Source organism: Ramlibacter agri, assembly GCF_012927085.1.
GTDB lineage: Bacteria > Pseudomonadota > Gammaproteobacteria > Burkholderiales > Burkholderiaceae_C > Ramlibacter > Ramlibacter agri.
The window spans coordinates 1220858-1236367 of record NZ_JABBFX010000001.1 but is presented as its reverse complement, the minus strand read 5'-3'; the positions used below and the strand labels follow the sequence as shown (position 1 = coordinate 1236367).

The 15510-nt window shown below is 69.1% G+C and carries 13 protein-coding genes; 6 read left to right on the top strand and 7 right to left on the bottom strand.

Going from position 1 to position 15510, the window contains the following annotated elements; genetic code table 11:
- Positions 1-23 precede the first annotated feature (23 nt).
- Positions 24-407, top strand: a complete 384-nt coding sequence (locus HHL11_RS05950; protein WP_169417503.1) for a DoxX family protein — start codon at positions 24-26, stop codon at positions 405-407.
- Between the two features lie 11 nt (positions 408-418).
- On the opposite strand, the gene HHL11_RS05945 is transcribed toward HHL11_RS05950, so the two are convergent.
- Positions 419-1630 (bottom strand): LysR family transcriptional regulator, encoded by a 1212-nt coding sequence (locus HHL11_RS05945; RefSeq protein ID WP_169417502.1) that lies wholly within the window; start codon positions 1628-1630, stop codon positions 419-421.
- A gap of 117 nt (positions 1631-1747) precedes the next feature.
- Between HHL11_RS05945 and HHL11_RS05940 the strand changes: the two genes are divergently transcribed.
- The 4 genes from HHL11_RS05940 to ydiJ are packed head-to-tail and all read left to right on the top strand — an operon-like array spanning position 1748 to position 7631.
- Positions 1748-2746: a Bug family tripartite tricarboxylate transporter substrate binding protein gene (locus HHL11_RS05940; RefSeq protein ID WP_169417501.1), complete on the top strand. Its 999-nt coding sequence runs from the start codon at positions 1748-1750 to the stop codon at positions 2744-2746.
- Positions 2743-3648, top strand: coding sequence for an amidohydrolase family protein (locus HHL11_RS05935; RefSeq protein WP_169417500.1), 906 nt, complete (start codon positions 2743-2745; stop codon positions 3646-3648). The genes HHL11_RS05940 and HHL11_RS05935 overlap by 4 nt, the downstream gene beginning before the upstream one ends.
- 10 nt (positions 3649-3658) lie before the next feature.
- Positions 3659-4549: an NAD(P)-dependent oxidoreductase gene (locus tag HHL11_RS05930; protein ID WP_169417499.1), complete on the top strand. Its 891-nt coding sequence runs from the start codon at positions 3659-3661 to the stop codon at positions 4547-4549.
- Positions 4550-4562: 13 nt separating this feature from the next.
- Positions 4563-7631 carry a D-2-hydroxyglutarate dehydrogenase YdiJ gene (gene ydiJ / locus HHL11_RS05925; protein WP_169417498.1) on the top strand — a complete coding sequence of 1023 codons (3069 nt, stop codon included), beginning with the start codon at positions 4563-4565 and terminating at the stop codon, positions 7629-7631.
- 12 nt (positions 7632-7643) lie between these two features.
- Here ydiJ and HHL11_RS05920 read toward each other — a convergent pair whose 3' ends face one another.
- Genes HHL11_RS05920 through HHL11_RS05910 form a run of 3 tightly spaced genes read right to left on the bottom strand, consistent with a single transcriptional unit; the run spans position 7644 to position 10745 of the window.
- On the bottom strand, positions 7644-8627 hold the full coding sequence (locus HHL11_RS05920) for a Bug family tripartite tricarboxylate transporter substrate binding protein (RefSeq protein WP_169417497.1): 984 nt from the start codon (positions 8625-8627) through the stop codon (positions 7644-7646).
- A 43-nt stretch (positions 8628-8670) separates the two neighbouring features.
- Positions 8671-9861, bottom strand: coding sequence for a CaiB/BaiF CoA transferase family protein (locus HHL11_RS05915; protein ID WP_169417496.1), 1191 nt, complete (start codon positions 9859-9861; stop codon positions 8671-8673).
- Positions 9858-10745, bottom strand: a complete 888-nt coding sequence (locus HHL11_RS05910; protein ID WP_169417495.1) for an HTD2 family dehydratase — start codon at positions 10743-10745, stop codon at positions 9858-9860. The genes HHL11_RS05915 and HHL11_RS05910 overlap by 4 nt, the downstream gene beginning before the upstream one ends.
- An 82-nt stretch (positions 10746-10827) precedes the next feature.
- Here HHL11_RS05910 and HHL11_RS05905 point away from each other — a divergent pair, with 82 nt between their 5' ends.
- A complete protein-coding gene (locus HHL11_RS05905) occupies positions 10828-11751 on the top strand; it encodes a LysR family transcriptional regulator (protein WP_169417494.1) in 924 nt (307 codons plus the stop codon).
- Between the two features lie 6 nt (positions 11752-11757).
- Here HHL11_RS05905 and HHL11_RS05900 read toward each other — a convergent pair whose 3' ends face one another.
- From HHL11_RS05900 to HHL11_RS05890, 3 genes are read right to left on the bottom strand one after another with little or no spacing between them, the layout of a single operon-like run.
- Positions 11758-13254: a sulfatase family protein gene (locus HHL11_RS05900; RefSeq protein ID WP_169417493.1), complete on the bottom strand. Its 1497-nt coding sequence runs from the start codon at positions 13252-13254 to the stop codon at positions 11758-11760.
- Positions 13255-13264: 10 nt separating this feature from the next.
- Positions 13265-14692: a sulfatase family protein gene (locus HHL11_RS05895; protein WP_342593182.1), complete on the bottom strand. Its 1428-nt coding sequence runs from the start codon at positions 14690-14692 to the stop codon at positions 13265-13267.
- Entirely contained in the window at positions 14689-15510 is an 822-nt protein-coding gene (locus HHL11_RS05890) for a shikimate dehydrogenase (RefSeq protein ID WP_169417492.1), read from the bottom strand. Before HHL11_RS05890 ends, HHL11_RS05895 begins: the two co-directional genes overlap by 4 nt.

Sequence of the window (15510 nt, the reverse complement as noted above, 5' to 3'; positions counted from 1 at the left end):
GCCATGCCGAGGGGAGGCCGGGCATGAGCTGGACCCAACGCATCGGCGTCGGCTTGTCCGCGCTCGCCACGCTCTTCTTCGTCGCGGACGCGATAGGAAAGCTGGTCCAGGCCGGGCCCGTGCTCCAGAGCACGCAGGAACTCGGCTGGCCGGCGACCGCCGTCATCCCGCTGGGCGTCCTGCTGCTGGTCGGGGCGCTCCTCTACGCGATCCCGAACACGGCATTCGTCGGCGCCATCTACCTGACCGCCTTCCTTGGCGGCGCCGTGGCCACGCACTACCGGATCGGCTCGCCCTTGGGCACGCACGTCCTGTTCGGCGTCTACGTCGCCTTGATCATGTGGGGAGGGCTCGCGTTGCGCTATCCGGCCGTCTTCGTCGCGGCGCTGCGGCCCGGGAACGCATAAGGCCACAGCGCTCACAGCCCGCCGCGCTGGTCCTGCACGAGAGTCCGGATCTCCCCCAGCAAAGCCTCCGCGCCCGGCGGCAACTGCGCCCCGCGCCGGGTCGTGATGCCGATCTCCCGCCGCAGTCCATCCAGGGCTATCGGCAGCACGCGCACCTGGCCGGCTTCGAGCTCGTAGCGCAGCTGGTGCGTCGACAGCACCGTGACCATGCCGCCATCCAGCAGCATGCCGCGCACCATGGCCAGGTCGCCGGTCTCGACCGCCGGCACGGGCGCGGGTTCGCCGTGGCGCGCGAAGTACGCGTCGAGATCGGCGCGCAAGGGCGTGCCGGGGCGTGACAGCACCCAGGACTCGCCGCGCACGTCCGCCAAGGACAGGCGGCGCTTGCGCTGCAACGGGTGCGAGGCCGCCGCGATGATGCCCAGGTCCTCCACGAACAGCGACTCGTTGCGCAGCGCCTCGTCCACCAGCGGCCGCAGCGCGCCGATGATGAAGTCGATGCGCCCGCGCAGCAGGTCGGCGCAGAGCTGCTCGTACGGGCTCTCGATGGAATGGATACGCAACTGCGCGTGGCTGGCGCGCACGGCGGCGATGGCGCGTGGCAGCAGGCGGGTGCGTGCCATCGGCAGCGCGCCGACAGAGACCACGCCTTGCACCTGGCCGCGCAGCGCGGCCAGGTCGTCCTGCAGGTAGCGCAGCTCCGCCAGCGCGCGGTCGAATCGCAGCACCCAGCGCGCGCCGAGGTCGGTGGGCAACAGGCCGCGCGCCGTCCGCAGGAACAGCTTCTGCCGCAAGGCGCCTTCGAGGCGCGCGACCGCGGCGCTCACCGCGGGCTGCGTCACGCCCAGCCGCCGCGCCACCGTGGGCATGTGGTTCAGGTCCGCCAGCAGCGATGCCGCCATCAGCCGGCGTTCGTCGAACAGGACGTCGATCGCCGTGGCGGGCAGCGGGTCGCTTCGGCTCGCTGCCGCGGCTGCCTCGGCTTCCACCGCGGACAGTTCCGCGGCGATGGCGGCGTAGCGGCGCTGCAGCAGCGCGCCGGCCGCCGTCGGCACCATGCCGCGCCCCTTGCGTTCGAACAGCGGCAGCGCGCTGGCCTGCTCCAGCAAGGCGATCGAACGACTGACGGCCGAGGCCGCGCGCAGCAGCGTTTCGGAGGAGGCGCGCACGCCGCCGCCCGCGGCGACGGCATTGACGGTGCGGAGGTGGCGCAGGGGCAGCATGGCGCCCTCCATTGTGCCCCGATCAATCGATTGGAACGGTGCGCCAGCGCTTTGCAACGCTGGCGCGGCCCGTTCTTTCGACAATTCCGGCAACGCCTGCCAGAAGGAAACCTTGCCATGAACACCCGCTCTCCCCGCCTGACCCGTCGCGCCTTCTCGCTGGCGGCCCTGGGGACGCCCCTGCTGGCTGCGCTCGCGCGGCCGGCCTGGGCGGCCGAGTTCCCGGAGCATCCCGTCAAGTTCGTCGTGCCCTTCAACCCGGGCGGGAACGTCGATTCCGTCGGCCGGCTGCTGGCCCAGGCCATGGGAGCGACGCTGCACCAGCCGGTGGTGGTGGACAACCGTTCCGGCGCCGGTGGCGGCGTCGGCGCCTCCATGGTGGCGACGAGCCCGGCCGACGGCTACACCCTGATGGTCGGCTCCAATGGCCCGCTGACGATCAACCCTTTCGTACAGAAGCTGAGCTACAAGCCGCTGGAGGACCTGGCGCCCATCGCGCTCGCCGGCACCGTGCCGCACGTGCTGATCGTCACCAACAAGCTCGCCGCGAAGAACCTGAAGGAGCTGGTCGAGCTGTCGCATCACGAGAACCTGAGCTGCGCCAGCTCGGGCCTGGGCAGCGCGACGCACCTCACGCTGGCCCGCTTCGACGCGCAGACCGGCGCCCGGATCGTCCACGTGCCCTACCGCGGCGGCAGCGCCTTCGTGACCGACCTGATCAGCGGCATCGTGCAGGTGGCCTCCATGGAGTTATCCACGGCGGTGCCGCTGCATAAAGCGGGCAAGGCTCGCATCCTCGGCGTGGCCGGCACGCGCCGCAGCCCGCTGGTGCCCGAAGTGCCGACCTTCATCGAGTCCGGCATCGCCGGCTTCACCGCCGAGAGCTTTGTCGGCCTGCTCGCGCCCGCGCACACGCCCAAGCCCGTGCTGGGCACGCTGGAGAAGGCCGCGCTCGCCGCACTGGCGACGCCGGACATGGCGCAGCACCTGCAGGCCCTGGGCATCCAGCCCGCCATCGGCGCGGAGCGCAGCGCCGCCGGCTTTGCCAGGCTGCTGAAGATCGACTCCGAGCGCAACCGCGAGGCGGTCCGCATCGCCGGGGTCCAACCGGAATGAGCCTCCCGCTGCCAGGCGACGGCGGCCCCCAGGTTCCGCCGCCGCTCGAGCGCCCACGCAAGCCGCGCCTGCAGCTGCCCGCCGGCGCCTGCGACAGCCATGTGCACGTCTACGGGCCGGCCGCGCGCTTCCCCTACGCGCCCGAGCGGCCTTACACGCCGCAGGACGCGCCGGTCGAACGGCTGTGGGCCTTGTACGAGCTGCTGGGCATCTCGCGCGCCGTCTACGTGCAGGCCACCGTGCACGGCTACGACAACGCCGCCATCCTCGACGCGATCCGGCGCGATCCGCAACGAGGCCGCGGCGTGGCCCTGGTGCGCACCGACATCGCCGGCCGCGAGTTGCAGGACCTGCATGTGCGGGGCATCCGCGGCGTGCGCTTCAACTTCGTCAAGCACTTGCGCGAGACGCCGGACACCGACGCCGTGCTGCGCCTCGCGGAACGCATCGCGCCACTGGGCTGGCACGTGCAACTGCACTTCGGCGCGCAGGACCTGCTGGAACAACGTGCTTTCCTGCAGGCGCTGCAGTCGCCCTTCGCCATCGACCACATGGGCCGCACGCCGGTGGCGGACGGCCTGCGGCAGGAAGCCTGCCTCGCGCTGCTGGAGGTCCTGGCCGACGAACGCGCCTGGATCAAGCTGAGCGGGCCGGAGCGCATCTCCGCCGTGCTGTCGCGCGGCGCGGCCTTCCCTTACGATGACGTCGTGCCCTTCGCGCGCCAGCTGCTCGCAGCGGCGCCGCAGCGCGCCGTGTGGGGCACCGACTGGCCCCACCCCAACGTGCGCGAGATGCCCGATGACGGCGATCTCGTCGACCTGCTGGCCCACTACGGCGACGCTGCCACGCTGCAGCGCCTGCTGGTCACCAACCCTGCCCGCCTCTACGGCTTCGATCTCTAAGGAAACTCTCATGCAAACCACCATCGGCATCATCGGCTTCGGCGAAGTCGGCGGCATCTTCGGCCGCGGCCTGCTGGGCAAGCCCGGCGTGCAGGCCATCCAGGCCTGGGACCTCAAGTTCGCCGACGCGCAGGCCAGGCAGGCCGTCGAAGCCGACGGCGTCCGCGCCGCCGCCGGCATGGCGGACCTGTGCCAGCAAGCCACGCTGCTCATCTCCGCCGTCACCGCGTCCAACACCTTCGCAGTCGCCGAAGAAGCGGCGAAGCACGTGCGCCCCGGCTCCATCTTCCTCGACCTGAACTCCGCTTCGCCGGGCACCAAGCAGCGCGCCGCTGCCGCCCTGGAAGCCGCCGGCTGCCGCTACGTCGAAGCCGGTGTCATGACCTCGGTGCCGCCCTATGGCATTCGCGTGCCCATGCTGCTGGGTGGCGCGCAAGCTGCGGAGCTGGCGCAGACGCTGGTGGCCTGGGGCATGGATGCCAAGCCGGTGTCGGAGAAGCTGGGCGTGGCCTCGGCCATCAAGATGAGCCGCAGCGTCATGATCAAGGGCCTGGAAGCGCTCGTGATCGAAAGCTACACCACCGCGCGCAGCTACGGCGTCGAGGACTACGTGCTGCCCACGCTGCAGGAGACCTTCCCGCAGATCGACTGGGCGCAGCAGGGCGCGTACTTCTTCAGCCGCGTCGTGCAGCACGGCAAGCGCCGCGCCGAAGAAATGCGCGAGAGCGCCAACACGGTGAAGGAAGCCGGCTTCGCGCCGCTGATGACGACCGCCATCGCCGAGAAGCAGGACTGGGTGGCCGGCCTGGCGCGCGACCAGGTGTTCGCGGGCCTGGACGCCAAGGCGAAGTGGCAGGAATACGCCGACCGCCTGATCGCCCACGCCGCCAAGAAGAACTGAGCGGCGCGCAACGATGCGGGAGAAGTCCGCCACCATCGCCCGCATCGCGCCGCCCACGAGCATTGCCGCCACCTACCGCGGCTTTCTCGATGCACTCGGGGCCTCCGGCTTCCGGGGTGAGATCGGTACCGGCTACGCCGAGCGCACGGTCCTCGCGACCGACAACTCGGTGTACCAGCGGCTGCCGCAGGCCGCCGTGTACCCGTGCGACACCGCGGACGTGGCGTGCCTCGCGCGCCTCGCCGCACAGCCCGAATGGCGCCGTGTGGCGCTGGCCCCGCGCGGCGGCGGCACGGGCACCAACGGCCAGTCGCTCACCGACGGCATTGTGGTCGACCTGTCGCGCCACATGAACCGCATCCTGGAGATCGACCCCGTGCGGCGCCGCGTGCGCGTGCAGGCCGGCGTCGTGAAGGACCAGCTCAACGCGGCCTTGAAGCCCCATGGCCTGTTCTTCGCGCCCGAGCTCTCCACCTCCAACCGCGCGACCCTAGGCGGCATGGTCAGCACGGATGCCAGCGGGCAAGGCAGCTGCACCTATGGCAAGACGCGCGACCACGTGCTCGCGCTGGACTACGTGCTGCTGGGAGGCGAGGCGCTGCACGGCGCTCCGGTGGGCGATGCGGAACTGTCGCAACTCTGCGCGCGTGCAGGGCGAGTCGGTGACGCCTACCGCGCGGCCGAGGCGATCTCGCGCGAGCAGGCGGCGCTGATCGCCGAACGCTTTCCGCCGCTGAACCGCTGCCTCACCGGCTACGACCTCGCCCACCTGCGCGAGCCGGACGGCCTGTTCAACCTGAACAGCGTGCTGTGCGGCTCCGAAGGCTCGCTGGGCTTCCTGGTCGAAGCGACATTGAACGTGTTGCCGATTCCGAAGTATTCGGCGCTGGTCAACGTGCGCTATGCCGGTTTCATGGACGCACTGCGCGATGCGCAGGCGCTGATGGCGCACCGCCCGCTGTCGATCGAAACGGTCGACTCCAAGGTGCTGCTGCTGGCCATGCGCGACATCGTCTGGAACGGCGTCGCCGAATGCTTCCCGCAGGATCCCGGTCGCCCCACGCTGGGCATCAACCTGGTGGAGTTCAGCGGCGACGACGAAGCCGATGTGGCCTCACGTGTCGCAAGCTTCGTTGAACACCTGCGCGCCGACCGCAGCGTCGAGCGCCTGGGCCACACCATCGCCAGCGGCCATGCGGCCGTGGAGCGGGTCTATGGCATGCGCAAGCGCTCGGTGGGCCTGCTGGGCAACGTCGAAGGCGAAGCGCGGCCCCAACCCTTCGTCGAAGACACCGCGGTGCCGCCCGAGAAGCTGGCGGACTACATCGCCGAATTCCGCGCGCTGCTCGATTCGCACCAGCTGCAGTACGGCATGTTCGGCCACGTCGACGCGGGCGTGCTGCACGTGCGGCCACTGCTGGACATGAAGGATCCCGAGCAGGCGAAGCTGCTGCGCCCGGTGTCCGACGGCGTCGCCGAACTCACGCGCAAGTACGGCGGCCTGCTGTGGGGCGAGCACGGCAAGGGCGTGCGCTCCGAGTACGTGCCGCATTTCTTCGGCCCGCTCTACCCCTCGCTGCAGCGCCTGAAGGCGGCCTTCGATCCGCACAACCAGCTGAACCCCGGCAAGATCGCGACGCCCGAAGGCAGCGGCGCCGCGCTGCTGAAGATCGACGAGGTGCCGCTGCGCGGCGAGGCCGACCGGCAGATCGACGAGCGCGTCTGGCAAAGCTTCGGTTCCGCGATGCACTGCAACGGCAACGGCGCCTGCTACAACTTCGATCCCGACGATGCGATGTGCCCTTCGTGGAAGGCCACGCGCCAGCGGATTCATTCGCCCAAGGGCCGCGCATCGCTGCTGCGCGAGTGGCTGCGCCTGCAGGGCGCCGCCGGCATCGACGTGCTGGAAGCGCAGCGCAGCGCACGCTCCTTCCTGCGCAGCCTGCCCGAGCGCTGGCGCAACAGCCGCGCGCAGCGTACCGGCCGCGAGGACTTCTCGCACGAGGTGTACGACGCGATGGCGGGCTGCCTCTCCTGCAAGTCCTGCGCAGGCCAGTGCCCGGTGAAGGTCAGCGTGCCCGACTTCCGTGCGCGCTTCCTGCAGCTGTACCACCAGCGCTACCTGCGGCCGCTGAAGGACTACCTGGTCGGCTCGCTCGAGTTCACCATCCCGCATCTCGCGCGCTGGCCTGGCGTGTACAACGCGATGTTCTCCGCAAGGCCGGTGCGCAGGTGGCTGGAGAAGCATGGGGGCATGGTCGACAGCCCGCAGCTCAGTCGCTTTGCCATTTCACGCACGATGAAGCAGTGGAATGCGACGGTGGCGACGCCCGAAGCGCTTGCCGCGCTGAGCGAGCAAGAGCGCAGCCGCAGCGTGATCCTGGTGCAGGACGCCTTCACGCGCTACTTCGAGACGCCGCTGGCAGCGGCCTTCATCGAGCTCGCCGCGCGCCTGGGCTATCGCGTCTTCCTCGCTCCCTTCCGTCCGAATGGCAAGCCGCTGCAGGTGCAGGGCTTCCTGGCTCCGTTCAGCCGGGTGGCGGCACGCAATGCGCAGGGCCTGGCGCAGTTGGCGGCACATGGCGTGCCGCTGGTGGGCCTGGATCCCGCGATGACGCTCGTCTACCGGCAGGAGTACCGCAAGCTGGAAGGCGCCAAGGATTGCCCGCCCGTGCTGCTGCCGCAGGAGTGGCTGGCGCAGGCACTCCCCGCTTCGCCGATTGCATCCCGCCAAGCAAGCTACCGCCTCATGGCGCACTGCACGGAGAAGACGACCGTTCCCGCCAGCACCGGGCAATGGCAGCAGGTCTTCACGCAGGCCGGGCTGCAGTTGCAGGCCCAGGCCAGCGGCTGCTGCGGCATGGCAGGGACCTACGGCCACGAGACGCGCAACCAGCACACCTCGCGCGTGATCTTCGAACAATCGTGGGGGCCCGTGGTGGACGGGAAGAAGGAGGGCGGCGAGCTGCTGGCGACCGGCTATTCCTGCCGCAGCCAGGTCGACCGCCTGCGCGGGCAGCGGATGCGGCATCCGCTGGAAGTGCTGCTCGAGGTGCTGGCAGCGCGCGCCAGCACCCCTTAGGGTGCGGTGGGCTCAGCCTACCTTCACGCCGCCCTTCTGGATCACTTCGCGCCAGCGCACCATTTCGCTGTCGATCAATTTGCCGAACACCTCCGGCGTGTTGGGCGTGGCTTCGGCGCCTTCGCTGGCCAGCCGCTCGCGGATCTCGGCGGACGACAGCGACTTGTTGATCTGCTGGTTCAGCTTGGCGATGACGTCCTTCGGCGTGGCCGCGGGCGCCACCACGCCGTACCACTGGTCGGCCTCGAAGCCGGGGTAGCCGCTCTCGGCCACCGTCGGCAGGTCGGGCATCGCCTTCACGCGATGGGGCGAAGACACCGCGATCGCGCGCAGCTGGCCGGCCTGCACCTGGCTCAGCACCGCCGGCACGCCGGTGAACATCAGCTGGATCTGGCCCGCGACGAGGTCGATGACCGCCGGCGCCGTGCCCTTGTACGGCACGTGCTGCATCTTGGCGCCGGTCACCAGGTCGAAGTATTCCGTGGCGATGTGGGCGGCGCTGCCGTTGCCTCCCGAGCCGTAGTTCACCTTGCCCGGGTTCGCCTTCACGTAGGCCACCAGTTCCTTCACCGTCTTCGCCGGCACGGAGGGATGCACGACCAGCACGTTAGGCACGCGCGCGATCCACGCCACCGGCGCGAAAGCCTTGACGGGGTCGTAAGGCAGCTTCGGGTACAGCGAGGGCGTCACCGTCAGCGTGCCGATGTGGCCCATCAGCAGCGTGTAGCCATCCGCCGGCGCCTTGGCAACCTTGTCGGCGCCGATGGAACCGCCGGCGCCGGGCACGTTGTCGATGACGACAGGCTGGTGCCAGGCGTTCGTCAGCTGCTGGCCAATCGTGCGGCCCAGGATGTCCGTGGAACCGCCGGGCGTGAAGGGCACGACCAGGCGGATCGGCTTGTCGGGATAGCCGTCGGCCATCGCGAAGGCCGGGAAGGCAGCGGCGGTCGCGGCCACCATCTTGAGCGCGTGGCGGCGGTTGATCTGGTGTTGCATTGCGTTGTCCCGGATGGTTTTCAAAGTTGGAATGAATCGAATTTTACCGGCGCAGCTGCCCGGTGAGCGTGTCGATTTCTGCAACAGGCATGCCCAGTTCCGCGAGTACTTCGTTGGTATGCTGGCCTTTCACCGGCGGCGGCAGGTAGTCGCTGCGCGCACCGGATTCCAGCCGGTTCGGCAGGCCGATGTTCCAGATCGGGCCTTCGCTCGGATGCTGCACGCGTTGCAGCAGTTCGACGTCCTCGAGATGCGGATCCTCCATCAGGCTTTCGAAGGTGTGGAAGGGCATGGCCGGCACGCTGTGCTGGTCGAAGATCGCTATCCACTCGTTCGTGGTGCGCTCGCGCAGCGCGTTGTAGCGGAAGTCGAAGTACTCCTGCACATTGGCGAAGCGCGCTGCCACGGAATTGAAGCGCGGGTCGGTGCGCAGCTCGGGCCTGCCGATCGCGTCGAAGAAGGCGAAGGTCTGCGCATCGGTGTTCGCCGAGATGCAGATATAGCCGTCCTTCGTGGGCACGGGGCGGTTCTGCGGGTCGAGGATGCGAGGGTCGCCGGTGGGGCCCAGCGGCGGCTCGAAAGTCTGCAGCGACATGTGCTCGGTGAGCATGAAGGCCGCCATGTTCTCGAACATCGGCACCTGGATCGCGTCGCCGAGACCGGTCTTCTCGCGCCGGTACAGCGCGAGGAGGATCATCTGCACGGCGATCAGGCCGACGGTGTGGTCCGCCATCAGGAACGGCGAGTAGGACGGTGTTCCGTGCAGCCGCTGCAAAGCCGCCGAGACGCCGGACGATCCCTGGATGATGGTGTCGTAGGCCGGCTTGTCGGCGTAGCGTCCGCCTTGCCCGAAGCCTGCGAGCCAGCAGTGGATCAAGCGCGGATGGCCTTTGCGCAGCGCCTCTGCACTGAGGCCTGCGCGCTCCAGCGCGGCGCCGCGCATGTTGACGACCACCACGTCGGCCTCGGCGCACAGGCGCTTCAACACTTCACGCGCGTCATCGCGCTTCAGGTCCAGCACGATAGACCGCTTGTTGCGGTTCACGTGCAGGAACTTCGCGGACATCTCGCCGGAAGGCGACTTGCCACCCAGCTTCCGCAGCAGGTCGCCCTCGGGCGGTTCGACCTTGATGACGTCGGCGCCGTAGTCGGCCAGGAACTGCGTCGCCACCGGCCCGACGACGACCGAGGTCAGGTCCAGGACGCGCACGCCCTCCAGCGGTCCGCCGCTCATGGGGCGCTCCCGGCGGACGCGCCCAGCGTGAGTTCCATGCGCAGCAGCTCCGATCCCTCTTCATCGACCGCCCACGCGGCCAGCGTGTCACCCGACACGGCCGATGCCCGCAAGGTGACCCGCCGGTTGGCGAACGCGGGCTTGAGGTTGCGGGATTGCGAGGCGGCGATTCGACGGCCGGTGTGGCGGATCACCATGTCCCACAGCTTGATCGTGGTGATCCCGCCGTTGACCACCAGGGCGGGATGGTTCTCGACCCCGGTCGTGTACGGACTGTCGTAGTGGATGCGATGCGCGTTGAAGGTGATCGCCGAGTAGCGGAACAGCATAGTTTCATCGGGCCGGAAGCTTTCCTCGAATGCCGCCTGCGGTGAAGCAACGCCGGCCCCTTCCGGCCTGGAAGCGGAGGGCGTCGCCGACGGCGCCGAGCGATAGACGATGTCGTGCTCTTCCTCCACCAGCAGCCGGCCGTCCGCGCCGCGGATCGCGTGCTGCACCGTCACGAAGCAGATCTCGCCGCTGCGCCCGATCTTCGGCATGATGCCCTGGATGCTGCTCGTTCGCGTCACCACGTCACCGATGCGCAGCGGTGCCACGAAGCGCACGCGCCGGCCGGCGAACATGCGGCGCGGCAGCGGCACGGGCGGCAGGAACTCGCCCTTCTCCGGGTGGCCGTCGGCCGCCAGCTTCGATTGCGGATCGAAGGGCGTGAAGAGCGCCTGGTACCAGTGGCCGGGCAGTTCGTCGCCCACCTTGATGCGGGTGGCGTCCTGGTCCAGCAGCGCCGCCATGCGCCTCGCCGAATTGAGTGCGACGACGTCCTCGGCGCTTTGCGTCCGCCCCAGCCAATCGGCAAGCGGCCCTTGGAGATGGTTCTCTGTCATCCCCGCATTGTTCCGGCCTCCGGCCTGCGGGAGAAGCGCAAAGATCGCCAGCCATAGAGGCGCCGAATGCAATAATCGACGCATGTCTTCCCGCCTCGACATCCTGGGTGTCCAGGCGTTCGTCGCCATCGCCGAACTGGGGACCTTCCGGCGCGCGGCCAGCCACCTGCACCTGTCCGAGTCGGCGCTGGGCCGGCGGCTGAAGAAGCTGGAAGACGACCTGGGCGTGCGGCTCCTGCTGCGCACGACGCGCGCGGTGTCCCTGTCGCAGGAAGGCGCGGAGTTTCTTCCGCGCGCCCGCGCCGTCGTCCACGATCTCGCCGCATCGCTGGACAGCCTGCGCTCGCCGGGCGGCAATCCCACCGGCACCGTGCGCATCGGTTGCCTGCCCACCGTGGCTGCCCTGCTGCTCTCGCCGCTGTTGCGGGACTTTGCCGAAGCTTATCCGCAAGTCCGGGTGCAGATCTTCGACCGCTCGGCCACGGAGATCCGCGAAGCCGTCCTCAATGGCGAAGTCGATTTCGCCATCACCGTCGCCGGGCAGCCGCACGCCAAGCTGGTCGCCGAGAAGCTGTTCTCCGAACCGATGGTCGTTGCATGTCCCGCGGGCCACCGGCTGGCAAAGCGCAAGTTCGTGACCTGGGCCCAGCTTGGCAAGGAGGCCTTGATCAGCATCGGCAACCAGAGCGCGAACCGCGCGCTGATCGAAGACCTGGTCCGCGGCCAGTCGCTGCAGCTGTCCTGGGCCTACCAGGTGGAGCACCTGGCGACGGCCGTCTCGCTCGTGGCCGGGGGCCGGGGCGTGGCGATCCTGCCGCGCGCCGCAGTGGCCGAGCGCAAGGACGAATCGATCCGCGTGCTGGCGCTGCGCGAGCCGGTCCTCAAGCGCGATGTGGTCCTCTTGAGCCGGCGGCTGCCGATGTCATCGATCGCCAGCCTGTTCGCCAGGCTGGTACGCCGCGAACTGCCCGCGTTGGAAGGCCAGGGGCGCGCGCGGTCCGCCTGAAAGACTTCAATGCGCCGGGTCGTCCCCGATCTCGCGCATCTTCGCCTCCAGCGCCTGCGTCATCTCCTTCACGACGTCCGCATACGCCGGATCCGCATGGACGTTCATCAGCTCCAGCGGATCCTTCTCGCAGTCGAACAGCTCCCACGCCGGCGGCTCGCCGCCGGGGCGCGTGCCGGGCAAGCCGTAGTCCTGGTTGTACCAGTAGATCAGCTTGTAGCGGTGCGAGCGGATGCCGTAGTGCGCATACGTGTTGTGGAACACGTCGCGGTGCATCCAGTAGCGGTGGTAGGCGTATTGCTGCCAGCCGGCAGGTGACTGACCGCGCAGAATGGGAAGAAGGCTATTGCCCTGCATGTAGCTGGGGACCGGCACTCCCGCCAGGTCCAGGAAGGTCGGCGCGAAATCCACGTTCGACGCCATGTCGGTGCAGATGCTGCCCGCGGGAATCGAGCGCGGATGCCGCGCCACGAAAGGCATCTGGAACGACTCCTCGTACATGTAGCGCTTGTCGAACCAGCCATGCTCGCCCAGGAAGAAGCCCTGGTCCGAGGTGTAGATGACCAGCGTGTTCTCGGCGAGCCCCTGCGCGTCCAGGTAGTCCAGCATCCGCCCCACGCTCTCGTCGATGGACGCGATGGTGCGCAGGTAGCGCTTCATGTAGCGCTGGAACTTGAAGTGGTTGTAGGCGCGTTCGTCCTCGAAGCTGTAGCCCTCGCCCGTGCGCCGGTCGATCAGGCGCAGCGCGCGCGCGAACGGCGGCAGCTTGCGTGAATCCTGGTAGGGCTCGCCGACCTCGTGCCCGCCCTCGGGTTGCACCAGCCCCAGGTCCAGGTAGGTCATGTCGTCGGCGATGCGCATCTTCGCCGCCGCCGCGCCCGCCGCGCGATTGCGGTAGTCGTCGTTGAACGTGGGCGGCAGCTCGATGTCTTCGGCGTGCAGGTGCTCGTACTTCGGGTGGTATTCCCAGGAACGGTGCGGCGCCTTGTGGTGGCACATCAGGAAGAAGGGCCGCTCGGTGTCGCGCCGCTCCAGCCAGTCCAGGCTCATGTCCGTGATGATCTCGGTGGCGTAGCCCTCGTGCCGGCGCGCGCCCTTCGGATGGTGGAACACGGGGTCGTGGTACTCGCCCTGGCCGGGCACGACGGCCCATTCGTCGAAGCCGGTCGGCTCGTGCGCCGCGCCTTCGCCCAGGTGCCACTTGCCGAAGATGGCCGTCTGGTAGCCGTGCGAGCGCAGGTGCTTGGCGACGTTGGGCAGCCGGTTGTTGAGGCTGTCGTCCAGCGTCATCACGGCGTTCACGTGGTTGTACGTGCCGGTGAGGATGCTCGCGCGGCTGGGCGTGCAGATGGAGTTGGTGACGTAGCAGTGGTCCAGCCGCACGCCGCCGGCCGCGATGCGGTCGATGTGCGGCGTGGCGTTGATGCCGTGGCCGTAGCAGCTGATGGCCTTGGACGCGTGGTCGTCGGCCATGATGAAGAGGATGTTGGGCCGCGCGTCCATGACCGTGCTCCTACCGTGCTTCGGACATCAGCGTCATCGTCTGCACTGAACTCTCCATGCGCCACTCCAGCAGCACCTGCAGCAGCCGCGCCTTCTCGGCCTGCAGCGCCGCGTCGTGCCACAGGTTGTGCATCTCCTTCGGGTCCGCGTCCAGGTCGAACAGCTGGCCCTCGGTGCTGCCGGTGATGTGCATCAGCTTGTAGCGCTTCTCGCGCACCATCGTGAACAGGCTGGCCCCGGTCAGCGCCACGTCGCCTGCCTGTTCGGAGAACACCGCGTCGCGCCCACTCCACGCTTCACCGCGCAGCGCCGGCATCAGGCTTTGCGCCTGCGCGGCCGGCGGCTGCGGCGCGCCGGCCCAGTCGAGGATGGTGGCGCCGATGTCGAACAGCTGGCACAGGCCGTCCAGGCGCTGGTCCTGCTTCACTTCTCCCGGCGCCCAGAAGATCGCCGGCACGCGCGTCACCACGTCGTACATCGACCACTTCTGCGACAGGCCGTGCTCGCCCAGCGCCTCGCCGTGGTCGGCGCAGAAGATCACCAGCGACTCGTCGAGGTAGCCCTTCTGCTCCATCACCTTCAGCATCTTGCCCAGCGCCTCGTCGATCATCGTGACGTTGGCCAGGTAGTAGGCGCGCAGGCGCCGCAGCTGCTCGCGCGTCGGCTCCATGGACCACAGCACCGCGTCGTGGTCCACCTTGCTGTCGTGCGCGCGCTTGTGCTTCAGGAAGGACGGCAGGTCGTCCAGGTCTGACGGCCGCGGCTCCGGCACCGGCAGGTCCGGGTTGTCCAGGTAGGGCTTGGCGTAGCTCGCCACCGGGTCGTAGGGTGGATGCGGGCCGAGGAAGCCGACCTGCATGAACAGCTTCTCGGGCTTCGGCCGCGTCTCCAGCCACCAGCTGGCCATGTCGCCGACGAAGAAGTCGGCGTGCGACTCCGGCGGCAGCGGCCATTCGTAGGCGCCCAGGCGCTCCTTGTAGTCCGGCAGGTCGCGATAGCGCTCGCGCGAAGGCTTCACCTGCTTGCGCGCGGCCAGCGCCTTGTCCCATTCGTCGGCGAACCAGCGGCCTTCGTAGTAGCGGTCCTTGTTCTCGCAGACGAAGCGCTCGTGGAAGCCGGCCTTGGCGTCGTAGGGGATCGTGTGCATCTTGCCGATGTTCACGCAGTGGTAGCCCTGTTCCGCCAGCGAGCCGACCCAGGTGCGCTGCCAGTGCAGGCCGTTGCGCAGCACGCCGGTGGTGTGCGGCCAGTAGCCGTTGAACAGGCTCGCGCGCGAGGGCACGCAGCTGGGCGCGGTGACGAAGCAGTTGTCGAAGCTCGTGCCCTCGCGGACCAGCCGGTCCATGTTGGGCGTGTGCATGTGGCCGAAGCCGAGCGCGGCGATGGTGTCGAAGCGCTGCTGGTCGGTGATGATGAGGAAGATGTGCTTGCGCTTCACGGCTGGCTCTGAAGGGGATGGGGTTCGCCGCGCCAGAACGCGACCTGGGCCGCGACCTGGTGCTCGATCATGGGGCGGCCGCCCAGGGTGGGCAGGGCTAGGGCTTGCGACGCGGCCATCAGCTCGGTATCGCGGGCGGCGATGATGTCGAAGACGGCGGTGCCGGGCTGCAGCAGCGCGGGGTCGAAAGGCAGCGCGTCGCTTGCGTGCAAGCCCAGCGAAGTGGCATTGACGGCAAGGCCGGCTTCGCGCGCATGCGCGATGCCGATGCGCACGCGCACCTGCGGATCCGCTTCACGCAACTCGCGCGCCAGCTTCTCGGCGCGCGCCGGTTCGCGGTTGACGAGGATCAGGTCCTTGACGCCCGCGGCGGCGAGCGCGAAGGCAATCGCGGTGCCGGCACCGCCGGTGCCGACGATCAGCGCCGGCTGCTGCGGCCGCAGCATGCCGTGGTGGCGCGCAGCTTCGACGAAGCCCGCGCCGTCGAAGCTCTCGCCGGACCAGGTGCCATCGGCCTCGCGCCGCAGCGTGTTGGCCACGCCGGTGCGCAGCGCCTCGGGGCCGACCCGGCTGCACAGCGCAAACGCAGAAGCCTTGTGCGGGATCGTGATGTTCAGGCCAACGAGGTTCTCCACCTTCGCCAGCTGCGCCAAGGTGGCGGGCAGGTCGTCGGGATGCACGCCCATCGGCACCTGGCACCAGTCGAGACCGGCCGCATCGAAAGCGGGGTTGTAGACGCGCGGCGCCTTCACATGGACTATGGGCCAGGCCAGGACCGGGATGATCCGCGTCGCGCCGGTGAGTTCGGACGTCCTCAC

Coding starts and splice junctions, on each gene's coding strand:
- HHL11_RS05950 (WP_169417503.1), top strand. CDS start 24: ATGAGCTGGACCCAACGCATCGGCGTCGGCTTGTCCGCGCTCGCCACG.
- HHL11_RS05945 (WP_169417502.1), bottom strand. CDS start 1,630: ATGCTGCCCCTGCGCCACCTCCGCACCGTCAATGCCGTCGCCGCGGGC.
- HHL11_RS05940 (WP_169417501.1), top strand. CDS start 1,748: ATGAACACCCGCTCTCCCCGCCTGACCCGTCGCGCCTTCTCGCTGGCG.
- HHL11_RS05935 (WP_169417500.1), top strand. CDS start 2,743: ATGAGCCTCCCGCTGCCAGGCGACGGCGGCCCCCAGGTTCCGCCGCCG.
- HHL11_RS05930 (WP_169417499.1), top strand. CDS start 3,659: ATGCAAACCACCATCGGCATCATCGGCTTCGGCGAAGTCGGCGGCATC.
- ydiJ (WP_169417498.1), top strand. CDS start 4,563: ATGCGGGAGAAGTCCGCCACCATCGCCCGCATCGCGCCGCCCACGAGC.
- HHL11_RS05920 (WP_169417497.1), bottom strand. CDS start 8,627: ATGCAACACCAGATCAACCGCCGCCACGCGCTCAAGATGGTGGCCGCG.
- HHL11_RS05915 (WP_169417496.1), bottom strand. CDS start 9,861: ATGAGCGGCGGACCGCTGGAGGGCGTGCGCGTCCTGGACCTGACCTCG.
- HHL11_RS05910 (WP_169417495.1), bottom strand. CDS start 10,745: ATGACAGAGAACCATCTCCAAGGGCCGCTTGCCGATTGGCTGGGGCGG.
- HHL11_RS05905 (WP_169417494.1), top strand. CDS start 10,828: ATGTCTTCCCGCCTCGACATCCTGGGTGTCCAGGCGTTCGTCGCCATC.
- HHL11_RS05900 (WP_169417493.1), bottom strand. CDS start 13,254: ATGGACGCGCGGCCCAACATCCTCTTCATCATGGCCGACGACCACGCG.